17 protein-coding genes are annotated in these 24346 nt (G+C 74.2%); 13 read left to right on the forward strand and 4 right to left on the reverse strand.

Translation table 11 applies throughout. From position 1 onward, the window contains the following. Nucleotides 1-73 precede the first annotated feature (73 nt). Complete coding sequence (locus ABT015_RS27665) at nucleotides 74-1252, forward strand: glycosyltransferase family 4 protein (RefSeq protein WP_350883696.1); 1179 nt, start codon at nucleotides 74-76, stop codon at nucleotides 1250-1252. A 35-nt stretch (nucleotides 1253-1287) separates the two neighbouring features. Here the strand turns inward: ABT015_RS27665 and ABT015_RS27670 are convergent, their stop codons facing one another. Continuing rightward, nucleotides 1288-3306 (reverse strand): glycoside hydrolase family 15 protein, encoded by a 2019-nt coding sequence (locus tag ABT015_RS27670; RefSeq protein WP_402449817.1) that lies wholly within the window; start codon nucleotides 3304-3306, stop codon nucleotides 1288-1290. Between the two features lie 720 nt (nucleotides 3307-4026). Here ABT015_RS27670 and pyrG point away from each other — a divergent pair. The 10 genes from pyrG (at nucleotide 4027) to ABT015_RS27725 (ending at nucleotide 17127) form a co-directional block, all read left to right on the forward strand. Then, a complete protein-coding gene (pyrG, locus tag ABT015_RS27680) occupies nucleotides 4027-5706 on the forward strand; it encodes a CTP synthase (protein ID WP_350883697.1) in 1680 nt (559 codons plus the stop codon). A gap of 93 nt (nucleotides 5707-5799) precedes the next feature. Beyond that, a complete protein-coding gene (locus tag ABT015_RS27685) occupies nucleotides 5800-6447 on the forward strand; it encodes an NUDIX domain-containing protein (protein WP_350883699.1) in 648 nt (215 codons plus the stop codon). 175 nt (nucleotides 6448-6622) lie between these two features. Further along, nucleotides 6623-8821, forward strand: coding sequence for a tetratricopeptide repeat protein (locus ABT015_RS27690; RefSeq protein ID WP_350883701.1), 2199 nt, complete (start codon nucleotides 6623-6625; stop codon nucleotides 8819-8821). 261 nt (nucleotides 8822-9082) lie between these two features. Continuing rightward, entirely contained in the window at nucleotides 9083-10198 is a 1116-nt protein-coding gene (gene ald, locus ABT015_RS27695) for an alanine dehydrogenase (RefSeq protein WP_350883703.1), read from the forward strand. Between the two features lie 505 nt (nucleotides 10199-10703). Continuing rightward, a complete protein-coding gene (locus ABT015_RS27700; RefSeq protein WP_030245868.1) occupies nucleotides 10704-11771 on the forward strand; it encodes a ParA family protein in 1068 nt (355 codons plus the stop codon). Beyond that, nucleotides 11768-12355: a hypothetical protein gene (locus ABT015_RS27705; RefSeq protein WP_350883707.1), complete on the forward strand. Its 588-nt coding sequence runs from the start codon at nucleotides 11768-11770 to the stop codon at nucleotides 12353-12355. The genes ABT015_RS27700 and ABT015_RS27705 overlap by 4 nt, the downstream gene beginning before the upstream one ends. Before the next feature lie 270 nt (nucleotides 12356-12625). Further along, nucleotides 12626-13546 carry a segregation and condensation protein A gene (locus ABT015_RS27710; protein ID WP_350883709.1) on the forward strand — a complete coding sequence of 307 codons (921 nt, stop codon included), beginning with the start codon at nucleotides 12626-12628 and terminating at the stop codon, nucleotides 13544-13546. Nucleotides 13547-13878: 332 nt separating this feature from the next. Continuing rightward, nucleotides 13879-14472 carry an SMC-Scp complex subunit ScpB gene (scpB, locus tag ABT015_RS27715; RefSeq protein WP_402449853.1) on the forward strand — a complete coding sequence of 198 codons (594 nt, stop codon included), beginning with the start codon at nucleotides 13879-13881 and terminating at the stop codon, nucleotides 14470-14472. Between the two features lie 63 nt (nucleotides 14473-14535). Further along, nucleotides 14536-15882 (forward strand): pseudouridine synthase, encoded by a 1347-nt coding sequence (locus ABT015_RS27720; RefSeq protein ID WP_350883711.1) that lies wholly within the window; start codon nucleotides 14536-14538, stop codon nucleotides 15880-15882. Between the two features lie 261 nt (nucleotides 15883-16143). Beyond that, nucleotides 16144-17127 carry a helix-turn-helix domain-containing protein gene (locus ABT015_RS27725; RefSeq protein ID WP_159398525.1) on the forward strand — a complete coding sequence of 328 codons (984 nt, stop codon included), beginning with the start codon at nucleotides 16144-16146 and terminating at the stop codon, nucleotides 17125-17127. A gap of 55 nt (nucleotides 17128-17182) precedes the next feature. Here the strand turns inward: ABT015_RS27725 and ABT015_RS27730 are convergent, their stop codons facing one another. The 3 genes from ABT015_RS27730 to ABT015_RS27740 form a co-directional block, all read right to left on the reverse strand. After that, nucleotides 17183-17545: a DUF952 domain-containing protein gene (locus tag ABT015_RS27730; protein WP_350883713.1), complete on the reverse strand. Its 363-nt coding sequence runs from the start codon at nucleotides 17543-17545 to the stop codon at nucleotides 17183-17185. Nucleotides 17546-17624: 79 nt separating this feature from the next. Continuing rightward, nucleotides 17625-19184 (reverse strand): mucoidy inhibitor MuiA family protein, encoded by a 1560-nt coding sequence (locus tag ABT015_RS27735; protein WP_350883715.1) that lies wholly within the window; start codon nucleotides 19182-19184, stop codon nucleotides 17625-17627. Between the two features lie 3 nt (nucleotides 19185-19187). Next, a complete protein-coding gene (locus ABT015_RS27740) occupies nucleotides 19188-21548 on the reverse strand; it encodes a DUF4139 domain-containing protein (RefSeq protein WP_350883717.1) in 2361 nt (786 codons plus the stop codon). Between the two features lie 414 nt (nucleotides 21549-21962). On the opposite strand from ABT015_RS27740, the gene ABT015_RS27745 reads away from it, so the two are divergent. Both ABT015_RS27745 and cmk read left to right on the forward strand, forming a co-directional pair. Beyond that, the gene (locus ABT015_RS27745) at nucleotides 21963-23048 is read left to right on the forward strand and encodes a prephenate dehydrogenase (protein WP_350883719.1); all 1086 of its coding nucleotides are present in this window, start codon (nucleotides 21963-21965) and stop codon (nucleotides 23046-23048) included. Nucleotides 23049-23527: 479 nt separating this feature from the next. Next, the gene (gene cmk / locus ABT015_RS27750) at nucleotides 23528-24241 is read left to right on the forward strand and encodes a (d)CMP kinase (RefSeq protein ID WP_350883721.1); all 714 of its coding nucleotides are present in this window, start codon (nucleotides 23528-23530) and stop codon (nucleotides 24239-24241) included. Nucleotides 24242-24346: the final 105 nt, after the last annotated feature.

The following is a 24346-nucleotide window of genomic DNA, read 5'->3' on the forward strand; positions in this document are numbered from 1 at the left end:
CATTGGCTTTCCAGTCCCGAGCGCCGCCGACGGGCAACCCTCGCGAAGCGGCGCGCGAACCTGATCGAGTCGGATGCGAGAGAACGTGGACCATTCCGCCGCCCGGGCCGCCGCTGCCACCCCAGAACCGGGGCAGCTGCACGTGGTACTCGTCCTGGCCGCCAGCACCGGCGGCATCGGTGCCCACGTGCGCTCCCTGGCGCAGGGCCTCGTCGCGCACGGCGTGATCGTCACGGTGTGCGCCCCGGCCGGCACGGACGCGCTGTTCGGCTTCTCCCGCACCGGCGCCAGGTTCCACACCGTCGACATCACCCCCACCGCCGGCGCCCGCAGTGACGCCACCGCGATCGGCGAGCTGCGCCGGGCCTTCACCGGCGCCGACGTGGTGCACGCGCACGGGCTGCGCGCCGGACTGCTCGCCGACCTCGCCCTGCGCACCGCCGGGCGCTTCCCGGGCCTGCGCCCGGAGACCCCGCTGGTGGTCACCTCCCACCACGCGCTGCTGGCCACCGGCCTGGAGCGCCGCCTGCAGCGGCTGATGGAGCGCCGGGTCGCGCGCGCCGCCGACCTCGTCCTCGGCGCCTCCTCCGACCTGGTCGCCCGGGCCCGCGAGCTGGGCGCCACCGACGCCCGGCTCGGCCCGGTGGCCGCCCCGCCGATGCCCGAGGGCCGGCTCGACCGGGCCGCGGCGCGCGCCGCGCTGCTCGGCGACGGCCCGGACCGGCCGCTGGTGCTGGCGGTCGGCCGGCTCGTCCCGCAGAAGGCCTTCGGGTTGCTGCTGGACGCCACCCGCGAACTGTCCGTGCTGGACCCGGAGCCGCTGCTGCTGCTCGCCGGGGACGGCCCGGAAGCGGCCGGGCTGCGCGAGCGGGTCGCCGCCGAGAAGCTGCCGGTGCGGCTGCTCGGCTTCCGCACCGACGTGCCCGACCTGCTGGCGGCCGCCGACGTGGTGGTGGTCACCAGTCGCTGGGAGGCCCGCTCGCTGGTGGTGCAGGAGGCGATGCGGGCCGGCGTGCCGGTGGTCGCCACCGCCGTCGGCGGGATCCCCGAGCTGGTCGGCGACGCGGCCGTGCTGGTGCCGACCGGCGACCCGGTCGCGATCGGCGGGGCGGTGCGCGGGCTGCTGGCCGACCCGGCGGGCCGCGAGCGGCTGGTGGCGGCCGGCCGGCAGCAGGCCGAGACCTGGCCGGACGAGGCCGCCACCGTCGCCCAGGTGCTCAGCACCTACGACGAGCTGGTCCAGCGGGACTAGGCCGCCGGACCGCCCGCCGCCGGGCCCCCGGGCCGCTAGACCGTCGCCTGCTCGACCCGCTCGGCCGTCAGGCCGTCCGGCTGGGCGGACAGGAAGGCGCCGCCGCAGGCGGTCAGCCGCAGTGCGGTGTCGATCAGCGGGACGTGGCTGAAGGCCTGCGGGAAGTTGCCGACCTGGCGCTTGAGCCGCGGGTCCCACTCCTCGGCGAGCAGGCCGAGGTCGTTGCGCAGCGCGAGCAGCCGGTCGAACAGCTCGCGCGCCTCCTGCACCCGGCCGATCATGGCGAGGTCGTCGGCCAGCCAGAACGAGCAGGCCAGGAAGGCGCCCTCGTGGCCGGAGAGGCCGTCCACGTTCTCGACGTGGTCGCCGCTCGAATCGTCGTGGGTCGGGTAGCGCAGCACGAAGCCGTCCTCGGTGGACAGCTCGCGCTGGATCGCCTCGATGGTGCCGATGACGCGCTTGTCGTCCGGCGGCAGGAAGCCGACCTGGGGGATGAGCAGCAGCGAGGCGTCCAGCTCCTTGCCGCCGTAGTACTGGGTGAAGGTGTTGCGCTCCGGGTCGTAGCCCTTCTCGCAGACGTCCCGGTGGATGGTCTCGCGCAGCTCGCGCCAGCGCTCCAGGTGGCCGTCGGAGGGGGCGTCCTCGGGGGTCTGCTCCAGCAGTTTGATCGTCCGGTCGACGGCGACCCAGGCCATCACCTTGGAGTGGACGAAGTGTCGGCGCGGGCCGCGGACCTCCCAGATGCCCTCGTCCGGCTCCTGCCAGTGGTCCTCCAGGTACTCGATCAGGCGCAGCTGGAGGTGGTGGGCGTGGTCGTTGCGGACCAGGCCGGTCATGTGGGCCAGGTGCAGGGCCTCGACGACCTCGCCGTAGACGTCGAGCTGGAGCTGGCCGGCCGCGCCGTTGCCGACCCGGACGGGCTGGGAGCCCTCGTAGCCGGGCAGCCAGTCCAGCGAGGACTCGGTGAGCTCGCGCTCGCCGGCGATGCCGTACATGATCTGGAGGTTCTCCGGGTCGCCGGCGACGGCGCGCAGCAGCCACTCGCGCCAGGCCTTGGCCTCGTCGCGGTAGCCGGTGCGCAGCAGCGAGGAGAGGGTGATCGCGGCGTCGCGCAGCCAGGTGTAGCGGTAGTCCCAGTTGCGCTCACCGCCGATGTCCTCGGGCAGCGAGGTGGTGGGGGCGGCGACGATGCCGCCGGTGGGGGCGTAGGTGAGGCCCTTGAGGGTGATCAGGGAGCGGATCACGGCCTCGCGGTAGGGGCCCTGGTAGGTGCACTGGGCGGCCCACTCGTGCCAGAAGTCGGTGGTGGCGTCGAGCATCTCCTCGGCGTCCGGGGCCTTCGGCGCGTCCAGGTGGGAGGCCTGCCAGGTCAGGGCGAAGGCGATCCGTTCGCCGGCGGTGACGGTGAAGTCGGCGTAGGTGGTCAGGTCGCGTCCGTAGGTCTCGGACTCGCCGTCCAGCCACACCGAGTCGGGCCCGGCCACGGCGACGGTGCGGTGGCCGCCGCCGGCCTGCTCGACCCGGTGCACCCAGGGCACGATGCGCCCGTACGAGAAGCGCATCCGCACCGCCGAGCGCATCCGGACGGTGCCGGCCACGCCCTCGACGATCCGGATCACCTGGGGGACGGCGTCGCGGCCGGCCAGCGGGCGCGGCGGCATGAAGTCGATCACCCGGACGGTGCCGCCCTGGGTGTCCCACTCCTGTTCCAGGACCAGCGAGTCGCCCCGGTAGCGGCGGCGGTCGGCGGGCACCGCGGGGGCGGCCGCGGTGGGCGGCGGGACCCTCAGATCGGCGGTGTCGGTGAAGCGGGGGAGGCCGAGGGCGGGGGCGGCCGGGGTGGCGGGTGCCGCGGGGGTGGGGACTTCGGTCGCGACGGCTTCGGCCGGACCGATCCGCCAGAAGCCGTGTTCATCGGTGCCGAGCAGGCCGGCGAACACGGCCGGAGAGTCGAAGCGGGGCAGGCAGAGCCAGTCCACCGCCCCGTCCCTGCTGACCAGGGCAGCGGTCTGCATGTCCCCGATGAGTGCGTAGTCCTCGATACGGCCGGCCACGTGGATCTCCAGTTCGCAATGTGGTCACGACGCATCGGCGATCTGGGGGAGCGAGCGGTCTGCGGGGCCGGAGCCCACCCCGGGACGTCCGGCCCGCCGAGGGGTGGTGGCGGGCCTTGCTGGAGTGTCCGCGCGGGGCTCGGTCGAGCCCCTGGGGTGGGAGGGGAGGAGCTGGAATACGGGGAGGTCCGGTCGCGCATCGGGGACCGGGAGTGTCCTGACCTCCCACGCCCTCCGCGTGCTCGTGCTGTCGGCGATGCGTCCGTGCAGCTTACGACGGACGAAAGGGGCGAAGCACGCGGGCGCAGCCTCGTGTGGCGCCACAATTCGGCGGAAATGCCGTGCATCGCGAGGACGCCGGGCAGGATGGTCCGGACGGATCAGTTCCGGCTGGTCCCAGTGGAGGGGCTGTCATGGCCCGAACGGAGTGCTCCGAAGTGGCCCGGTCCGGCCGTGGTGCGACCGGTGTGATTGTTGCGCCGGATGATGCGCCGGTGGTGCGCCCCGCGCACGCCCCCGGGGTGCCGCGAGCGGGCCGGAAGGCGTCCCGGTCGCGTCACTGATACCCTGGTATCCCGTGGACCGGTGGGATCAAACGCCCCGGACCAGCCGAATCGACGACCCCCCGAGTGCCGTGCACCGCACCGCCTCCCGTCGTTCGGCGAGTCGAGAGCATCCCGCCCACGTCACCTTCGACACGCGACCCACGGGAGCCCCCTCTTGGCACAGCCCCATTCCGGCAAGGCAGCGAACGGCCGCGCCGTGACGACCAAGCACCTCTTCGTCACCGGGGGTGTCGCCTCTTCGCTCGGCAAGGGCCTCACCGCCTCCAGCCTCGGCGCGCTCCTCAAGGCCCGAGGCCTGCGCGTCACCATGCAGAAGCTCGACCCGTACCTCAACGTGGACCCGGGCACCATGAACCCGTTCCAGCACGGTGAGGTCTTCGTCACGGACGACGGCGCCGAGACCGACCTGGACATCGGCCACTACGAGCGGTTCCTGGACACCAACCTGCACGGTTCGGCGAACGTCACCACCGGCCAGGTGTACTCGACCGTCATCGCCAAGGAGCGACGCGGCGAGTACCTGGGCGACACCGTCCAGGTCATCCCCCACATCACCAACGAGATCAAGTCCCGGATCCGCCGGATGGCGACCGAGGACGTCGACGTGGTGATCACCGAGGTCGGCGGGACCGTCGGCGACATCGAGTCGCTGCCGTTCCTGGAGGCCGTCCGCCAGGTCCGCCACGAGGTCGGCCGGGACAACGTGTTCTTCGTGCACGTCTCCCTGCTGCCGTACATCGGCCCCTCGGGCGAGCTGAAGACCAAGCCCACCCAGCACTCCGTCGCCGCGCTGCGCAACATCGGCATCCAGCCCGACGCGATCGTGCTGCGCGCGGACCGCGAGGTCCCGCAGGCCATCAAGCGCAAGATCTCGCTGATGTGCGACGTGGACGAGGAGGCCGTGGTCGCGGCCATCGACGCCAAGTCGATCTACGACATCCCCAAGGTCCTGCACGGCGAGGGCCTGGACGCCTACGTGGTGCGCCGGCTCGACCTGCCGTTCCGCGACGTCGACTGGACGACCTGGGACGACCTGCTGCGCCGCGTCCACGAGCCGCAGCACATCGTCAAGGTCGCCCTGGTCGGCAAGTACATCGACCTGCCGGACGCGTACCTGTCGGTGACCGAGGCGCTGCGCGCCGGCGGTTTCGCCAACAACGCCCGGGTCGAGATCAAGTGGGTGACCTCGGACGACTGCGAGACCCCCGAGGGCGCCCGGGCGCAGCTCGGCGACGTGGACGCGATCTGCATCCCCGGCGGCTTCGGCGACCGCGGCGTCAACGGCAAGGTCGGCGCCATCACCTTCGCCCGTGAGAACAAGGTGCCGCTGCTCGGCCTGTGCCTGGGTCTGCAGTGCGTGGTCATCGAGGCGGCCCGCAACCTGGCCGGCCTGCCCGAGGCCAACTCCACCGAGTTCGACGCCGCCGCCAAGCACCCGGTCGTCTCCACGATGGCCGAGCAGCTGGCCATCGTCGACGGCAAGGGCGACCTGGGCGGCACCATGCGCCTGGGCCTGTACCCGGCCAAGCTCGCCGAGGGTTCGATCGTCCGTGAGGTCTACGGCGGCGAGCAGTACGTCGAGGAGCGCCACCGCCACCGCTACGAGGTCAACAACGCCTACCGCGCGGACCTGGAGAAGACCGGCCTGCAGTTCTCCGGCCTCTCCCCCAAGGGCGACCTGGTCGAGTACGTCGAGTACCCGCGCGAGGTGCACCCGTACCTGGTGGCCACCCAGGCCCACCCGGAGCTGAAGTCCCGCCCGACCCGCCCGCACCCGCTGTTCGCGGGCCTGGTCAAGGCCGCCATCGAGATCAAGACCACCGCGGCCGAGTAAGTCGTCGGTCGTTCACCGGACGGCGGCCCCGCGATTCCCGCGGGGCCGCCGTCCGGCGTTAGATTGTGTCGTACTGACGAAAAGGGGAGAGCGATGGACGAGCAGCGCGACCAGGGGATCGCCGACGTGGCCGAGGAGTGGGAGGTCCGGGAGAGCCGGACGCCGTTCCAGGGCAAGGTCACCGGCGTGCGCAGCGAGGAGGTCCGGATGCCCGACGGCAGCTGGGCCCGGCGCGACTACCAGACCCACCCCGGCTCGGTCTCCGTGCTCGCCCTGGACGACAAGCAGCGGGTGCTGATCCTGCGGCAGTACCGCCACCCCGTCCGCCAGCGCCTGTGGGAGCTGCCGGCCGGCCTGCTCGACGTGCCCGGCGAGAACCCGTGGCACGCCGCGCAGCGCGAGCTGTACGAGGAGGCGCACAGCAAGGCCGACACCTGGCGCATCCTCGCCGACTACTACACCTCCCCGGGCGGCACCGACGAGGCGCTGCGGATGTTCCTCGCCACCGACCTCGCGGAGGCCGAGGGCGAGCGCTACGCGGCGGAGGGCGAGGAGCAGGAGATCGAGGTCGCCTGGGTGCCGGTGTCCGACCTGATCCGGCTGATCCACGCCGGGCGGCTGCACAACCCGACCCTCGTCACCGGCACGCTCGCCGTGCACGCCGCGCTCACCGGACCGGACGGGCTGGACGGGCTGCGCCCGGCGGACTCGCCCTGGCCGGCCCGGCCCTTCGAGGGGTGAGCGAACGGCCCGTACGCCTCCTGAGCACCCTGCTGTTGATCCGCGAGGGTGATTTACCGGTTCGTACGACCGGATGTCACCTCGGCTGAGCCGGACGGTCGAACTACGCTTCGCAGACAGGGCGCCCGTCCCGGGCCGCCTCCGCTGGGGCCGGATGACGTCGGGAGTGGCACGGGTGGCGAGGAAGACGGCGACGATGGACCCCGGCCCCGACGTGCCCGTCGGGGCCGTTCCGGGCCTCGACCGGCTGCCGGCCGGGCCCGCACTGTTCGTCGGGCGGCGCACCGAACTGGCCGCGCTGCGGGCGGCCGCCGCGCGCCCGGCCACCGGCCGCAGCCCGGTGCTGGTCCTGGCCGGTCGCCCCGGCTCCGGCCGCACCACGCTGGCGGTCCGCTTCGCCCGCACCGCCGCCGCGGACCACCCCGACGGTGTGCTCTTCGCGCGCCTGTCCGCCCCCGACGGCGGCCGGGTGGCGCCCGCCCGGGCCGCCCGCCTGCTGCTGGAGCAGCTCGACCCCGAGGCCCCCGTGCCGCTGCCCGGTGCCGGCGGGGACGGACGGGACGAGCCCGCCTGCGTCGCGCTGCGCGAGGCGCTCGTGGGCCGCCGGGTGCTGCTGGTGCTGGACGACGTCCGGGACGCCGGGCAGCTGTGGCCGCTCCTCGCCGACGAACCCGGCTGCCTGGTGCTCGCCACCACCGCCGGGCCGCTCACCGGCATCGAGGACATCGACCCGGTGATCCTCGGCGGGCTCGACCGGCAGGCCTCCGGCGAACTGCTCGCCGACCTGGTCGGCGGCACCCGGATCTCCTGCGACCCGGTCGGCGGCGCCGACCTGGCGGAGGCCTGCGCGGCCCGGCCGGCCGCCCTGCGGCTGATGGCCGGATGGCTGCGCGGCGACCCGAAGGCGGCCGTCACCGAGGCGGCGCGCGAGCTCACCCGGGTGGTGGGCGAGGAGTCGGCGCGGTCGGCGGCGCCGAAGGGGGAGGGGGAGAAGGCGGAGAAGCCCGTTCAGGGGCCGAAGACCACCGCGGCGCCAGCGCCCGGGAAGGCTGCGAAGCCGGTACAGGGGGCGGCCCCGGGGAAGGCCGCGAAGCCCGTACAGGGCGCGGCGTCGGGGAACGCCGCGAAGTCCGCACCAGGGCCGAAGGCCGCCCAGGTGTCCACGCCGGGGAAGGCCGCGACGCCCCCACCGCCGGGGGAGAAGCCGACCGAGGGCCCGGCGCCGGAGCCCGCCGCCGGCGAGACGGCTGGGGAGCAGGCGGCCTGGGTGAAGCCCGGCCCGGGGCCGGCCGAGCCGGTGCCCGTCCCCGACAGCGACCCGCTGATCGGCGCGTTCACCCTGCTGTACGGCACCCTCCCGGCCGCCCAGGCGCGGATGCTGCGCACCCTCACCCTGGCCCCGGCGCAGACCGCCGACCCGCGCACCGCCTCCGCCCTGGTCGGCTGCCCGGCACCGGAGGCGGCTGTGACGCTCGCCGCACTGGCCGAACGGGAACTGCTCGGCCAGGAGGCGCCGGCCGCCGACGGCACCCCGCGCTACCGGGTGCCCGGCCGTCTCTACCCGAGGCTCGTCCGGCTGCGCGAGCAGGAGGACCGGCCCGCCGAGACCGAGCTCGCCCGGGCCCGGCTGCTGGAGCGGCTGGTCCGGCTCACCGAGTCGGCCCGCGCCCTGTTGGACCCGGCGGGCGGCGGCCCCGGGCCGGACCCGCTGCCCGCCGCCCTGCGGCTGGGCTCGGCGGAGCACGCCCGGGAGTGGCTGCTCGGCGAGCGGGACCTGCTGCTCGGGGCGGTGGCCGACGCGATCGGTCAGGGCGACCTGGACGGCTCGGCGGGCCGGCTGGTCACCGCGCTGCTGCGGGCGCTGCCGCTGACCGGCGCCGCCGCCCCCGCCGACCTCTACCGGCTGCACGAACTGGTGCTGACCGTCGCCGAGCGGCACGGCAGACCCCGCCGGGCCTCGGCCGCGCTGCTCAACCTGGGCGACCTGCAGGCCGCCGCGGGCCGCTGGGAGCAGGCCGTCGCGCACTACCGGGCGGCCCTGGAGCACGCCCGTACGGCCGGGGACGAACCGCTCTGCGCCCGGGCCCTGGAGGGTGCGGCCGGCTGCCACCGGGCGCTGGGCGACGCGGTGCGCGCCGCCGACTGGTACGGGCGGGCGCTCGGCCTGCGGCAGTCGATGGGGGAGCCCGCCGCCGAGGCCCGGCTGCTCGCCCGGGTGGCCGAGGCGCACACCGCGCAGCGCCGTTTCGACGAGGCGGACCGCGAGTACCGGGCCGCGCTGGCGGTGCTGCGCAGGCTCGGCGACGAGCGCGGCCGGGAGGCCGTCGGGGCCGCCCTCGCGGACCTGCGGGAACGCGTCGACGCCGGGTGGTGAGGGGTATTTCGGAGGTATTGTCGAAGATGCCCGGTTAACACACCTTTGGTGGGAAGATCGCAAGGGAAGCCTACGAACCTGCCAATGTGTTCGGCAGATTTATTCACTTTGGAAGGCTGACACGCCGACTGGGCTTCATTACACTCGAACTCAGTCGCGCAGCGATCCCCGCCCCGGGCTGCCCCGGAGGCTTCCCCACGTGCGCGTCGCCCGCCGGTCTTCTCCGGTAGGGACCCCCATGGCAAGAGGACGTGTTTAGCCGTGAAGGTCGGCATCCCCCGCGAGGTCAAGAACCACGAGTACCGCGTGGCCATCACGCCCGCCGGCGTGCATGAGCTGGTCCGCAACGGACACGAGGTCTACATCGAGGACAACGCCGGTGTCGGCTCCTCGATCCCCAACGAGGAGTACGTGGCCGCCGGCGCCACCATCCTCCCCACCGCCGACGAGGTGTGGGCCACCGCTGACCTGCTGCTGAAGGTCAAGGAGCCCATCGCCTCCGAGTACCACCGGCTGCGCAAGGGCCAGACCGTCTTCACGTACCTGCACCTGGCGGCCGACCGCGCCGGCACCGACGCGCTGATCGCCTCGGGCACCACCGCCATCGCGTACGAGACCGTGCAGCTCGGCAACGGCGCGCTGCCGCTGCTCGCCCCGATGTCCGAGGTCGCGGGCCGTCTCGCCCCGCAGGTCGGCTCGTACCACCTGATGCGCCCGGCCGGCGGCCGCGGCGTGCTGCCCGGCGGCGTGCCCGGCACCCACCCGGCCAAGGCCGTCGTCATCGGCGGTGGCGTCTCCGGCTGGCACGCGGCCACCATCGCCATCGGCATGGGCTACGACGTGACCCTGCTCGACCGCGACATCAACAAGCTGCGCGAGGCCGACCGCATCTTCGGCACGAAGATCAAGGCGATCGTCTCCAACACCTTCGAGCTGGAGAAGGCCGTCATCGAGGCCGACCTGGTCATCGGTGCGGTGCTGATCCCGGGCGCCAAGGCCCCGAAGCTCGTCACCAACGAGCTGGTCTCCCGCATGAAGCCGGGCTCCGTGCTCGTCGACATCGCCATCGACCAGGGCGGCTGCTTCGAGGACTCGCACGCCACCACGCACGCCGAGCCGACCTTCCAGGTCCACAACTCGGTCTTCTACTGCGTGGCCAACATGCCGGGCGCCGTCCCGAACACCTCCACCTACGCGCTGACCAACGCGACGATGCCGTACGTCGTCGAGCTGGCCAACCGCGGTTGGAAGGAGGCGCTGCGCCGTGACCCGGCGCTCGCCAAGGGCCTGAACGTGCACGAGGGCCAGATCACCTTCCCGGCCGTGGCCGAGGCCTTCGGCCTGGAGTCGGTCTCGCTGGAGAGCGTGCTCGCCTGATCCGGTGATCCTGCGATTCGGTGATCCAGAGATCTGGTGATCCTGCGATCCGGTGATGCAGTGATCCTTCGATCCGGCGATCCGGTGGACCGCCCGGCGGTCGTTCGCCCCCGACCCGATCCCCTCGGGCCGGGGGCTTCGCCGTGCCCGTGAACGGGTGATGGGGCGGGCGGGTCGCTCTGTCGTCAATTTCTGTCGGTCGTGTCACCCCACCGCAGAAACGTTAGGGTCAACGGCCTACTCATCCCTTGACATCGGCCCGCCCGATAGTCGACACATCCGGCCCACTACCGTGGATTGTGTTGCTGCGAACGCCTTGAACGGCCTAGAGTCGCAAACCGTCGGCATGCTGCCACGCTGACGAATCGACATAGAGTCCTGGATGCCCAAGGAGGTAAGACGACTTGTGAATGAGTCGACATTTGCTCCCGGGGGTGGTCAGCCAGGACTGGCGGAGCGCACCGCCGGCCAGCCGAGTGAGGAGCCCGGGGCCCGGCAGCCCTCCGTGGGCTCGGCCGAGGTCGGCTCGGTCGCACTCCGTACCTTCGAAGCACGCCAGAACACAGCGCAGGTGACCACGGTGACCGATCACGACGCCGACTTGGCGGCCTACGGCCTGGCCTACGGCGAGTTCGCCTACGGTGCCTACGACGACCCGGACGCCGAGTACGAGCCGGACCCGGAGTACGCCGCCACGCTGGCCCCCGACGCCGCGCGCCAGCGCCGCGAGCGGGTCGGTCCGACCGGCCGCCCGCTGCCGTACTTCCCGATCCCGGCCCCGGTCGCCGAGCACGGCCCCGCGCAGATCATCGCCATGTGCAACCAGAAGGGCGGCGTCGGCAAGACCACGTCGACCATCAACCTGGGCGCCGCGCTGGCCGAGTACGGCCGCCGGGTCCTGCTCGTCGACTTCGACCCGCAGGGCGCGCTCTCGGTCGGCCTCGGCGTCAACCCGATGGAGCTCGACGTCACCGTCTACAACCTGCTCATGGAGCGGGGCCTGACGGCCGATGAAGTGCTGCTCAAGACGGCCGTGCCGGGCATGGACCTGCTGCCGTCCAACATCGACCTCTCCGCCGCCGAGGTGCAGCTGGTCAGCGAGGTGGCCCGGGAGTCCGCGCTGGCCCGCGCGCTGAAGCCGCTGCTGCCCGACTACGACTACGTCATCATCGACTGCCAGCCCTCGCTGGGCCTGCTGACGGTCAATGCGCTGACCGCCGCTCACAGCGTCATCGTCCCGCTGGAGTGCGAGTTCTTCGCGCTGCGCGGCGTCGCGCTGCTGACCGAGACCATCGAGAAGGTGTGCGAGCGGCTCAACCCCGAGCTGCGCCTGGACGGCATCCTCGCGACCATGTACGACTCGCGCACCGTGCACAGCCGCGAGGTGCTGGCGCGGGTCGTCGAGGCGTTCGGCGAGCACGTCTTCCACACCGTCATCGGGCGGACCGTGCGCTTCCCGGAGACCACCGTCGCCGGCGAGCCCATCACCACGTACGCGACCAACTCGGTCGGTGCCGCCGCCTACCGCCAGCTCGCCAGGGAGGTGCTCGACCGGTGCCGCCCCGCCGAGTGAGTCTCCCGGGGGCCGACGAGCTGTTCCGGACCACCGGCGGGATGGCGCTGTCGCCGTCCCTCGCGCCGCGTCCGGCCGCCGAGGCAGCCAGAGCGGAGACCGCGCGGACCGTCCACGGCACGGACGGCGCCGAAGGCGCCGAGGACGCTCAGGACACCCAGCGCAGCGGCGAGGCCGGGCGGCAGCCGTCCCAGGACCAGCAGCCGGCCGCCGGCGCGCCGGCGGGCGCCCAGCCGCCCGCCCAGCGCTCCGCCTCGCCCGCCGGGCCCCAGGGCACCGTGCCGGCCGGCCGCCAGCACCCCGGCGCCGCCGAGGAGCAGGCCGGCGGCACCGGGCGCGCCCGGCCGCGCGGCCGCGCGCCGCGCCGCCCCAGCGGGCGCGAGCGGCACGACGAGAAGATCACCGTGTACGTGTCCGCCGAGGAGCTCATGGACCTGGAGCACGCCCGGCTGGTGCTGCGCGGTGAGCACGGCCTGGCCGTGGACCGCGGGCGGATCGTCCGGGAGGCCATCGCGGTGGTCCTGGCGGACCTGGAGCAGCGCGGCGAGGCCTCCATCCTGGTCCGGCGGTTGCGCGGCCGCTAGGCCCCTTCCCGGGCGTCGGTGGTGCCTCTGGTGCCGCCGGTGCGGTGCCTCCGGTGCGACGGTCCCGGTGTGGCATCCCTGGTGCGGCGTCTCCGGTGTGGCGTGCTGACGTCCTGTGGTGACGTCCTGCGGTGGCGTTGACGTCGGTGTCGACGTCGATGCCGAGGGCCGGCGTCGGGAGGCGTCGACCGCGTGATGGCCGGGTGACGACGGCGTGTCGAGGGCCCCGGGGACGGGGCGGGCGGCCGGGCCGGGTGAAGATGGACCGTCATGCCGAGCACCGCCGAACCACCCACCACCGCCGTGAACGCGACCGAGAACGCGACCGAGAACGCGACCGAGGAACAGCCGCGGGGCGGCTTCCGGGTGCGGCTGGACAACTTCGAAGGCCCCTTCGACCTGCTGCTCAGCCTGATCGCCAAGCACAAGCTCGACGTCACCGAAGTGGCGCTGGCCACCGTCACCGACGAGTTCATGGCACACATCCGGGCGATGGGCCCGGACTGGGACCTGGACGCGGCGACCGAGTTCCTGGTCGTCGCCGCGACCCTGCTCGACCTCAAGGCCGCCCGGCTGCTGCCCGTCGCCGACGTCGAGGACGAGGAGGACCTGGCGCTGCTGGAGGCCCGCGACCTGCTGTTCGCCCGGTTGCTGCAGTACCGGGCGTACAAGCGGGCGGCGGCCCTCTTCGGCGAGCGCTGGGCCGCCGAGCTGGCCCGACGCCCGCGCACCGTCGGGCTGGAGCCCCGGCACGCCGGGCTGCTGCCCGAGGTGGTCATCACCATCGGCCCGGAGCGGCTCGCGCAGCTGGCGGCCAGGGCCATGGAACCCAAGCCGAAGCCCGTCGTGTACGTCGACCACATCCACAGCCCGCCGGTCAGCGTGCGCGAGCAGGCCGGGCTGGTGGTCGGGCTGCTCACCGAGCTCGGCGAGGCGTCGTTCCAGCGGCTGGTCGCGGACGCGCCGGACGAGCTGGTGGTCGTCGCCCGTTTCCTGGCGCTGCTGGAGCTGTACCGGGAGCGGGTGCTGGCCTTCGAGCAGTCGGAGGCGCTGGGCGAACTGCTGGTGCGCTGGGTGGCGGAGGCGGACCGGGGCGCGGTCGAGGTGACGGACGAGTTCGACCGGCCGGTGGGTGAGCGGCCGGTGGGTGAGCGGCCGGTGGGTGAGCGGTCGCGGGAGGAGAGTCGATGAGCGGTGGGAGTGGGAGTGGGGGCGGCGGGCGGCCGGTGCGGCGCCCGCTCGGGCTGCCGGGGCGGCCGCGGGCCGGGGAATGGCTGGAGCCGGCCTTCGAGCTGCTGCCGGAGCCGGTGGCGGGGGCCGTGACGGATCCGGTGGCGGCGAGGCCGGCGGTGGAGCCCGTGGCGGCGCCCACGGGTGTGTCGGCGGAGGGCGAGGCCCGGGTCGTGCACCAGAAGTCGGCCCCGTCGACTTCCGGCGTCACTGATGTGGTCGGCGTCGCTGATCCGGCCGGGGGCGGGGAGGCGGCCGGGGCCGGGTTGAAGGCCGAGCTGGAGGCGATCCTGATGGTCGTCGACGAGCCCGCCGGGGAGGAGCGGCTGGCCGGCGTGCTGGAGCGGCCCCGGGCGCAAGTGGCCGCGGCGCTGCGCGAACTGGCCGCCGAATACACCGCCCAGGGCCGCGGATTCGACCTGCGGCTGGTCGCCGGCGGGTGGCGGTTCTACAGTCGGGACACCTGCGCTCCGGCCGTCGACCGCTTCCTGCTGGACGGCCAGCAGGCCCGGCTCACGCAGGCCGCATTGGAGACCCTGGCGGTCGTCGCCTACCGGCAGCCGGTGTCCAGATCGAGGGTTTCCGCCGTCCGCGGTGTGAACTGTGACGGCGTGATGCGTACCCTGGTACAGCGAGGACTGGCGGAAGAGGCCGGATCCGAGCCCGAAACAGGTGCGATCCTGTATCGGACGACGAACTACTTCCTGGAACGGATGGGGCTCCGCGGCCTGGACGAGCTGCCGGAGCTCGCTCCCTTCCTGCCCGAGGTCGACGACGTGGAAGCGGAGTCCCTGGAGGGCACGATGATCGCGGAGGCGGTCGCCGCCGCTGCCGTGCAGGCCGCGGACGGCAGTGGCGAGGCCGGTCGGGCTGCGCCTGATCGGTAGGGGGCGGTGAGGTCGGCCGAAACGACCGCACATCCCAGACGGTAACGACGTACGGACACTTTGATGCGTAGCAGTGGCAACGGCAGGAACGGCAGCGGCGGCGGCAGCGGTCGCAGCGGACAGGGCGGGGGCCGGGGCGGCGGCTCCTACGGCGGCAGCGGCAGCGGCCGCAGCGGCTCGGGCTCCGGCTCGCGCGGGGGTTCGTACGGCGGCGGGTCCGGCTCGGGCTCCGGCTCGCGCGGGGGTTCGTACGGCGGTGGATCCGGCTCGGGTTCGCGGAGCGGCTCGTACGGCGGCGGGTCCGGCTCGGGCTCCGGCTCGCGCGGCGGCTCGTACGGCGGCGGCAGCGGTGCCGGTTCGCGCGGTGGCTCCGGCTCGTACGGGCGGGACAGCCGCCGGGACGACCGGCGCGACGACAACCGGTACCCGGACCGCCCGCTGCGGCCCGAGGAGCGGCGCTACGACCGCCCCGAGTACGGCGGCGGCCCCAACGCCACCCCCGCCCGCGGCGGCTACTCCGGTCGGCGCCCCAGCCCGGCCCCGCGCCCGCGCCGTGAGGGCCAGGGCGCCCCGGGCGACCCGCGCCGTCAGCCGCAGCGCTCGCGCGAGCTGCAGGCCAAGATCGAGGACGCCGTCCTCGCCCGGCACGACAAGCCTGCCGTCAAGCTGCCCAAGACCTTCGGCGAGCCCGAGGGCGAGCGCCTGCAGAAGGTGCTGGCCCGGGCGGGCATCGGCAGCCGCCGCGCCTGCGAGGAGCTGATCGAGCAGGGCCGGGTCGAGGTCAACGGCAAGCTCGTCACCGAGCAGGGCAAGCGGGTCGACCCGCAGAACGACGAGATCAAGGTGGACGGCCTGACCGTCGCCACCCAGTCGTACCTGTTCTTCGCGCTCAACAAGCCGGCCGGCGTGGTCTCCACCATGGAGGACCCGGACGGGCGCCAGTGCCTCGGCGACTACGTGACCAACCGGGAGACCCGGCTGTTCCACGTCGGCCGTCTGGACACCGAGACCGAGGGCATCATCCTGCTCACCAACCACGGCGAGCTGGCCCACCGTCTCACCCACCCCCGGTACGGCGTGACCAAGACCTACCTGGCCGCCATCCAGGGCCCGATCCCGCGTGACCTGGGCAAGCAGCTGGCGCAGGGCATCGAGCTGGAGGACGGCTTCGCGCGCGCCGACAGCTTCAAGGTGATCTCCAACGTCGGCAAGAACTACCTGGTCGAGGTGACCCTGCACGAGGGTCGCAAGCACATCGTCCGCCGGATGCTGGCCGAGGCCGGCTTCCCGGTCGAGAAGCTGGTGCGCACGCACTTCGGCCCGATCGCGCTGGGCGACCAGAAGTCGGGCTGGCTGCGCCGTCTGACCAACCCCGAGGTCGGTCAGCTGATGCGCGAGGTCGGTCTGTAGACCGGTCGGTATATTCCGGTTGGGCTATGTAGACCGGTCGGTATATTCGGGCTTCTGTTGAGGGCCTCCCCGTCGAAAGGCGGGGAGGCCCTCGGTCGTCCGGTGGGGGTGGGCGGGGTGCGAGGCGGGCCGCAACCCCTGGTCACGGCCTTGTCAGCGCCATGATCCGTGGCAGAGGATTGCCACCGGACCACCACCCGCCCAGTGGCGGGACTGCGCCAGGGTCGGCGCCGGTGGGGGGCGAACGGGGGAGACGGCGTCGTGTCGGATGCACCACTCAGCGCACTGGGACTGGCCGAGCCGGACGGACAGGTCTACGCGGCGCTGGTGGCCAATCCGCAGTCCACCGCGGAGGAACTGGCCGAGGGCTGCGGCCTGACGCTCCAGCAGAGCGTGCGCGCCCTGGACCGCCTGGCGCAGCAGGGCATGGCGACCCGGGCGCCGGTGGACCGGCAGCGCTACCTGCCGGTCGCCCCCGACGTCGCGATCGGCACCCTGATCGGCCACCGCGAGTCCGAACTGCGGCACGCCCGGGCCGAGATGCACCGCCTGATGGACGCCTTCCGGGAGGCCTCGCGGTACACCGATCCGGCGCACTCGGTGGAGGTGCTGACCGGCGGCGAGGCGATCGCGCAGCGGCTGGAGCACATCACCGAGACCAGCCAGTACCAGGTCCGCGGCTTCGACCGCCCGCCGTACATCCAGGATCCGGTGACCCCGATCCCGTTGCAGCGGCGGCGGTTGCGGGAGGGTCTGCGGCTGCGGACCGTCTACGACCGGGATGCGGTGGCCTGGCCGGGCCGGCTGGAGCGGAACATCCTGGCCGGGGTCGCGGATGGCGAGGAGGCCCGGGTCCGGCCGTCGCTGCCGATGAAGATGATCATTTCGGACGACCGGATGGCGATCATCCCGATCAGCGTGGGCGACAGCGTCCTCGACGCCGCGTACGTCATCCACCCCTCCGCGCTGCTCCAGGCGCTGGACACGCTGTTCGAGGCGGAGTGGGAGCGCGCCGTCCAGTTGCAGGCCGCGATCGGCACCGGGGACGCGACGCTGGAGCCGGAGGCCGACCACCGCAAGCTGCTGGGCCTGCTGGCGGCCGGCCTCACCGACGAGTCGATCGCCCGGTCGCTCGGCTGGAGCGCCCGCACCACCCAGCGCCGGCTGCAGAGCCTGATGCGCTCGCTGGGCGCCACCACCCGCTTCCAGGCCGGCATGGCGGCCCGGGAGCGGGGTTGGCTGTGAGCTGGTCGACCGGCCGGTCCCGCATCGGGCCGGGCGGGCCGTCGGGGGTTGGGCGTCAGCTCCAGGGGGTGAGGGCGGCCCAGCGGCCGTCCGGGCCGCGCTCGACCTTCAGCAGGCCCTTGACGGCGGAGCGGTTGAGCCGTCCGTAGACGTGCGGGAACAGCAGGCCGGGGGTGGCCCCGGGCGGCGGTGCGCCGTGCGGGGCCTCCCACTTGACCATCGGTTCCACCTGTGACTCCTCGATCAGCAGTGCCATCAGCGGGTCGGGAGTGTCGGCGAAGAAGGCGTTGGCCACCGCGAGTGCCGTCTGTTCGTCCGCCGAGCAATGGATGAACCCGTCGGTGAGCAGCGACGCGGTGGTGTACGGCCGACCGGGGTCGGACAGCCAGTCGTCCAGGGGTGCGAGGTGGAGGATCATGTTCCTGTTCTACCCGGTTTGGTCCTGAGCGGTCGTCACGAGCGGACCGGTGTCCGGACGGCGGCGGAGGCCGGGTTCCTCAGAGCCCGGCGACCTTGGCGGTGGCGGAGACCTCGTAGACCAGCGTGACCGTCCGACGGGCGCCGGGTCCGAGCGGGACGTCCCAGCGGAGGATGCCCTCGGTGTCGAAGGCGTCCGGCGGCGGGGAGCACTCCTCCTTGCGCAGCCGCACCTCCACCGCCGACACCTCGGAGACCGGCACCCGCTCGCGGACCGCGACGACCTGCTCGTCCCGCTCCTCCGGGCCGGAGAAGCGGGAGAGGTGCAGCCGCACCGTCCGGGTGGTCGTCTGGCGGCCGGTGAGCCCGGCGGTGGCCTGGCGCTCCTCGGCCTCGCGGACCACCCGGTAGCCGTCCGAACTGCCGAACGCCAACTCGGCGTCGGCCCCGGCGGCGGTGAAGCCCAGCTCGCCCCGGCCGGTGAAGCCGCTGCCGCGGACCAGTTCGACCGGACCCGCCAGCAGCGGGTGCCCGGCCGCGTTGCGGAACCGGACCACCTGGGTCACCAGCGGGGACAGCTCCGGCGCGCACGCGTACTCGCTGCTCGCCTGCCCGGTGAAGGCACCGAGCGGCACCCGGTGTGCCCGGCCGTCGGAGGGCACGGTGGCCGGGGCGGGCGCGGGCAGCACCCGGACCTCCCCGCCGTCGTCCACCCCCGGCACCCCGGCGGCCGGGCCGAGTGCGCTGATCGCCTCCTCGCGCAGCTCCACCTCGACCGTGCGGCGCTCCTCCGCGGTGCGCTCGCGCAGCATCAGGACGTCCTCGGCGACGGCGGGCGGGTCGGTGGCGAGGGCCGAGCGGGCGGTGGAGAAGGTGAGCCGGACGCCGCTCCAGTCCTCGCCGGTGCGCTGCCAGACCACCGCCTCCGACTCCAGCCGCAGGCTTCCGCCGTCCAGGGTGGCCCGGTACGAGGGGCGCCAGAGGGCGCACGGCACCAGGTGGGTGACGGCCAGCCCGCTCGGGCCGGGCTGCGCCGCCTCGACGGTGAGCTCCAGGTGGGCGACCAGTTCGGCCGGTTCCTCCTCGGCCTCGTCGAGGGCGATCAGGGCCTGCGAGCGCTCCTGGTCCAGGCGGCGCAGCCGGGAGTGGGTGGTCCGCAGCTCTTCGCCGTGGCGCTCGCGTTCGGCGTCCACCCGGTCCAGTTCGCGGGCCCAGCGGGTGCGTTCGAGCTCGCCGACCCCGGCGCCCTCGCCGATCTCGCGCAGCAGGTCGGCGGAGAGCTGGGCGAGCAGCGCCAGCCGGGCCTCCAGGCGGGCACGGGTCTGGTCGGCGAGGCGGCTCGCGGTCTCCAGCTCGTGCAGCCGGTGGCGCAGCCGGGAGTCCTCCGGGTCGGGCGGCAGCGGGGCGCGCGGGATCCAGTCGCGGACGATCCGGGCGTCCAGGACGCGGGTGCCGGGGGCGGTGGTCTCGGCGCGCAGGGTGCGGTCGACGGCGAGCGCGGTGAGTGGGCCCAGACGCAGCCGCTGGACGCCTGCGGCGAGGTCGACGGTGGTGGTGCGTTCGACCTGGCTTCGGTCCTCCAGGCAGGTGACGGCGGTGACGGGGAGGGAGATGGTCGTTCCGGTCATCGTTTCGGTCATCGTTCAGTTCCTCCGGTTTCCACCGACGATTGCCTTTCCGGCCGGGATCTTGATCTGGTAGCCGCCGTCCAGCTCGGTGCGGCCGCCGGGCGGCAGCTCGACCCGCCAGAGCCGGGTGCTGGGCGGGCAGTCCGGTGTGGAGACCGCCGGGGCCTGCCAGTCGGCCCGCTCCTCGATCCGGATCTCGGCGTCGGAGGTGACCGGCACGCGTTCGCGGACCTCCACGGTGACGGTGCGGCCGAGCCGGTTCGCCAGTTGGACGTGCACCCGGTGGTCGAGCACGGTGCTGCTGCTCAGCATGCCCGCGGTGGACTCGTGCAGCTCGGTGCGCCGCGCCACCTCGATGCTCTCGGTGACACCGATGCCCAGGCTCCGCAGCCCGCCCGGGGCGAGGGTGGGCAGGGCGGCGGTGAGCAGGAACTCGTCGTCGACGGTGACCTCGACCGGGCCGGCCAGCACGGCGCGGTCGGTCCGGTTGGCGAGCACCAGGGTGGCGTACACCTTCTCCTCGACGGCGGGGACGGTGACGTACTCCGGGCGGACGGACACCGGGATCTCGTCGATCGTGACGGTGTGCCAGGTGCCGTCGGACGGGATGTCGGCGGGGGCGGCGGAGTCGAAGCGGTGGTCGAAGGAGCCCGCCGACTCGCGGGGCGGGACGGCGTGCCGGGGGAGTGCCAGGTGGCGGACCCGCTCGCGGCCGGTGTCGTATGGGGGCATCGTCGCCGGACCGTCGTAGCCGACCTGGTCGGCCCGGTCGGCCTGGGGGCGCAGGGTGCCGCGGTGGGCGGCGGGTGCGTCGGGGCCGGCCAGGACGAGGCCGGGGTAGTCGAGCAGGGAGGCGTCCGGGGCGAAGCCGGTGCCAGGGGCCTCGGTGCCGCCGCCGCTTCGGCGGGAGCGGCGGGCGAGCGGGTGCAGGTCCGGCGGGGGCGCGCCGCCCGGCGCCACGGGGGCGGGGGGCGGCGCGGAGGCCTGGGGCATCGAGGCTTGCGGCAGGGGGGCTTGGGGCATCGGGGCGGCGGCGGGTGCACCGCCGTATCCGGCGAAGCCGCTCGGGGCGGGCGGGGGCGCCGGGACGGGTTCGTCGATGTCCAGGGTGCCGCCGCGCCCGGCGGGGCCCGCCAGCCGAGCGGCGTCGGCCACGAGGCCGGCGTCGGCGGGCCGGGTACCGGCAGGACCGGCGCCGCCGAGGCGGTTGAGCCGGGCGGCGGATCCGTACGGGCCGGGGGCCGAGACGGCGAGCGGGGCCGTGCGGCGCGAGGCCGGGCGGGCTCCGGCTCCGGCTCCGGCGTCGTCGTAGCCGGTGAAGAGGTCGGCCAGGCCGGCCGGGGGCTCGCGCCAGCCGGACGGCGGCGGGGCGGGCTGGCTGCGGCCGATCCGCAGCGAGCGGAGCCGGGGCAGGTCGGTGCGGCGGTCGAGGTCGGCGGTGGAGAGGGCGAGCCGGACGCCGGTCCAGTCCTCGCCGGTCTGCTGGGCGACGGAGGCGCGCAGGACGAGTCGGCCGGTGTCGGCGCCGTGGCGGTAGGAGAGGCGGTAGGCGGGCACCCAGCGGGCGGCGGGGACGCCGTACTCCAGCTCGATGTCGAGCCGGGCGGGGGGCTCCTCGGGGGTTGGGGTTGGGGCGACGGGCCCCTGGGCGGATTCCGTGGCGGATTCCGGGGAGGGCTGTGCGGTGGGTGCCGAGGCCGGCGCGGTGGTGAGGGTGAGCAGGACGGTGGCGGCGGTCCCGATCGGGTGGGCGGGGCCGGCGGTGGACGCGCGGTCCAGTCGGTCGGTGGCCAACTCGCGCTCGTGGTCGGCGAGTTCGACCTCCTTGGTGAGCTCCTCGGCGCGCTGCTGGAGCCGGGTCAGGCGCTCGTCGACGAAGTCGGCCAGCTCCAGCCAGGCGTCCGCGGGCGTCCGCCGCAGCGGTTCGTCACGCCGCCGCTGCGGCGGTACGGCGCGCAGTGCGGAGGTCTCGGCGATCGCGGTCAGGACCAGCCGGCGGCGCTCGGTGAGTGCACCCTGACGCTCCATGGCCTCGTCCAACTCGCGCCGAAGCCGGGGGAGTTCGGTCGGCTCGTGGAACTCGGCGAGCAACTCCAGCCGGGCCTCGGTGACCGCCGTCCCGCTCGGGCCGTCGAGCACCCGGGCGCGCAGCGAGCGGCCGTCCACAGAGGAAGGCAGACCGGTCAGCCGGAGCCGGCCGTCGGCCGGGAGCGGGACGCTGGCCCGGCGACGGCATACCGCGCCCTCGGCGTAGACCACGACGGAGTCCAGGACCGACAGGTGGGCGGGGACGGCGGAGCGTTTCGGGGGCCCGGCCTCGCCGACGTGTCGGGCCTCGCCGTTCTGCTGGTCGTCGCCGCTGTGCTGATCGTCCATGCGCAACCCCTTCGTTCGCGTGCCGTGTTCCGCGTGTCGCCCGCGCCGTGCCCGGGCGGCCAGTCTGCCCCGCTTCGGTGCAGGCGTCGCCGGATTTCGCGGGGTGCGGCGTGTGTGCCCGTCGGCGGGCCTGGCGGCCTGGCGGGCGTGGCGCGTTCGCGGTTCTGCGGTGCCCGCCGGTGCCCGGCGTGCGTCCGCATGGTGTGGGACGGGGGCGGGGCCGCCGCGGTTGCCCAGCGGGTGGGCGGTGGGGGCGTGGGTGGGGCGGATGCGAGAGGATGGGTCGCGGGTGCTCCCGGCCCGTGCCGGGGCGCAGACCGGACCGAGAACCGGCGAGGCCGGGCCACCCGGGAAGCCCAGAACGCGAAGCCCAGAACGCGAAGCCCGAGAATTCGAGAAGGAGCGCGACCCGCCATGCGCACTGCCGCCGTCGTCGGTACCGGACTGATCGGCACCTCCGCCGCGCTCGCCCTGGCCGGCCGCGGGCTGACCGTCCATCTGGAGGACGCCGACCCGGACGCCGCCCGGACCGCCGCCTCGCTCGGCGCCGGCATCACCGAGCCGGCCGACGGCCCGGTCGACCTGGCGATCATCGCCGTGCCGCCCGCCCTGGTCGGCAAGGTGCTCGCCGACTGCCAGCGCCGCAACCTGGCCCGCTGGTACACCGACGTCGCCAGCGTCAAGGACGGCCCGCGCATCGAGGTCGCCGCGCTCGGCTGCGACACCGTCCACTACATCGGCAGCCACCCGATGGCCGGCCGTGAGCGCTCCGGCCCGCTGGCCGCCCGCGCCGACCTGTTCGAGGGCCGCCCCTGGGTGCTCACCCCCACCGACGACACCGACACCGAGACGCTCAACGCCGCCCTGGAACTGGTCGCGCTCTGCGGTGCGATGCCGATCGTGATGGACGCGGCCGCGCACGACCGGGCCGTCGCCCTGGTCTCGCACGCCCCGCAGCTGGTGTCCTCGCTGGTCGCCGCCCGGCTGGAGCACGCCGACGAGACCGCCATAAGGCTCTCCGGGCAGGGCGTCCGGGACGTCACCAGGATCGCCGCCTCCAACCCCGGCATGTGGGTCGACATCCTCTCCGCCAACGCCGGCGCGGTCGCCGACATCCTGGAGGAGGTCGCCTCCGACCTCGGGGAGACCGTCACCGCGCTGCGCGCCCTGGACGCCTCCGAGGAGGGCGAGCGCCGGGCGGGCGCGGCCGGGATCGAGGCGGTCATGCGGCGCGGCAACACCGGTCAGGCCCGCATCCCCGGCAAGCACGGCGCGCCGCCCACCCGGTACGAGACGGTGGCCGTGGTGCTCGGTGACCAGCCCGGCGAGCTGGGACGGCTGTTCGGCGAGGTCGGCGCGGCCGGGGTCAACATCGAGGACGTCGTCATCGAGCACTCGACCGGCCAGCAGGTGGGCTTCGTCCAACTGTCGGTGGCGCCGGGGGCGGTCAAGCCGCTCACGGTGGCGCTGCGGGCGAGCGGGTGGAGCGTCCGGGACTGATCGGGCCGCGGGGGGCCGGTCGGCTTCCAGGACTTCGGTTGAGCGCTTCGGCCGAGCGGGTCGGTTGAGGGGGTCGGTTGAGGGGGAGCGGGGATGATCATCGAGTTGCCGCTGGGCGGGACCCGGCACGGGTCCTACGGCCGGCCGGTGGACCTGGGGAACGAGCGGTTCCTGCGGGCGGTGGTGGGTGGGGACTTCCGGATCGACCACCGCAGCGTCGAAGCGCTGGCCGAACTGCCCCGGCCGGCGCCGCCGGACCCGGAGTCCGCCGAGCCGGAGCCGGGGCTGAAGCCGGGGCTGAGATCGGCGCCGGTGCCGGGGCTGTTGCCGGAGCCGAGGGGGCCCGGCAGGGGGCTGGTACTGGGCCGATCGGGTGGCGGAGTGGGTAGGGCGGCGGTCCATTAACCTTGAGGGAGACAATCCCCTGCCGTCTGCCTCCCCAGGCCCCGGCTTTCACGCCCAGAGAGAGGTTCGGCCCCGTGGACACTGCCGACCGAGCGCACGCCCCGGTCGTCGTCGCGATCGACGGACCCTCCGGTTCGGGCAAGTCGACCGTCTCGCGGGCGGTGGCGGCCCGGCTGGGCCTGAGCTTCCTGGACACCGGCGCCATGTACCGGGCGATGACCTGGTGGATGCTGGCCAACGACGTCGATGTGGCCGACCCGGAGGCGGTGGCCGTCGCGTGCGGCAAGCCGGTGATCGTGTCGGGCACGGACGCGGACGGTCCCACCATCACGGTGGACGGCCAGGACGTCTCCGGACCGATCCGCGGCCCCGAGGTGACGGCGCAGGTCAGTGCCGTCTCCGCGGTGCCTGCGGTGCGTTCGCGGCTGGTGGAGCTGCAGCGCGGCTGCGCCGAGGTCGCCGAGCGCGGCATCGTCGCCGAGGGCCGGGACATGGGGACGGTGGTGTTCCCGAACGCCACCGTCAAGGTGTTCCTGACCGCCTCCGAGCGGGCCCGGGCCGAGCGCCGGGCGGCCGAGCTGCGCGCCAAGGGCGTCGACGAGGCGACCATCACCGCGATGGCCGCCGACCTCGCCCGCCGGGACGCCGCCGACTCCTCCCGGAAGACGGCCCCGCTGGCCCAGGCCGCGGACGCCGTCCTGGTGGACACCAGCGAGCTCACCCTGGAGCAGGTGATCGACCGGATCGCCGCGCTGGTGGAGGAGCGGGCCGGGATGTCGTCGGTCTGAAAGGACGGACCGGCCTGAAGGACGGACTGGTCTGAAGGACGGACCGGTCTGAAGGACGGACCGGTCCGAACGGCCGGAACGGCCGAATGAGCTGCGGTGCCGCCG

The sequence above is a fragment of the Kitasatospora sp. NPDC094016 genome (genome assembly GCF_040304045.1).
Classification (GTDB): domain Bacteria; phylum Actinomycetota; class Actinomycetes; order Streptomycetales; family Streptomycetaceae; genus Kitasatospora.

What these genes read in the sequence shown, in the direction of transcription:
- ABT015_RS27665 (WP_350883696.1), top strand. Translation starts at nt 74, where the DNA reads ATGCGAGAGAACGTGGACCATTCCGCCGCCCGGGCCGCCGCTGCCACC.
- ABT015_RS27685 (WP_350883699.1), top strand. Translation starts at nt 5,800, where the DNA reads ATGGACGAGCAGCGCGACCAGGGGATCGCCGACGTGGCCGAGGAGTGG.
- ABT015_RS27710 (WP_350883709.1), top strand. Translation starts at nt 12,626, where the DNA reads ATGCCGAGCACCGCCGAACCACCCACCACCGCCGTGAACGCGACCGAG.
- scpB (WP_402449853.1), top strand. Translation starts at nt 13,879, where the DNA reads ATGGTCGTCGACGAGCCCGCCGGGGAGGAGCGGCTGGCCGGCGTGCTG.
- ABT015_RS27720 (WP_350883711.1), top strand. Translation starts at nt 14,536, where the DNA reads ATGCGTAGCAGTGGCAACGGCAGGAACGGCAGCGGCGGCGGCAGCGGT.
- ABT015_RS27730 (WP_350883713.1), bottom strand. Translation starts at nt 17,545, where the DNA reads ATGATCCTCCACCTCGCACCCCTGGACGACTGGCTGTCCGACCCCGGT.
- ABT015_RS27735 (WP_350883715.1), bottom strand. Translation starts at nt 19,184, where the DNA reads ATGACCGAAACGATGACCGGAACGACCATCTCCCTCCCCGTCACCGCC.
- ABT015_RS27740 (WP_350883717.1), bottom strand. Translation starts at nt 21,548, where the DNA reads ATGGACGATCAGCACAGCGGCGACGACCAGCAGAACGGCGAGGCCCGA.
- ABT015_RS27745 (WP_350883719.1), top strand. Translation starts at nt 21,963, where the DNA reads ATGCGCACTGCCGCCGTCGTCGGTACCGGACTGATCGGCACCTCCGCC.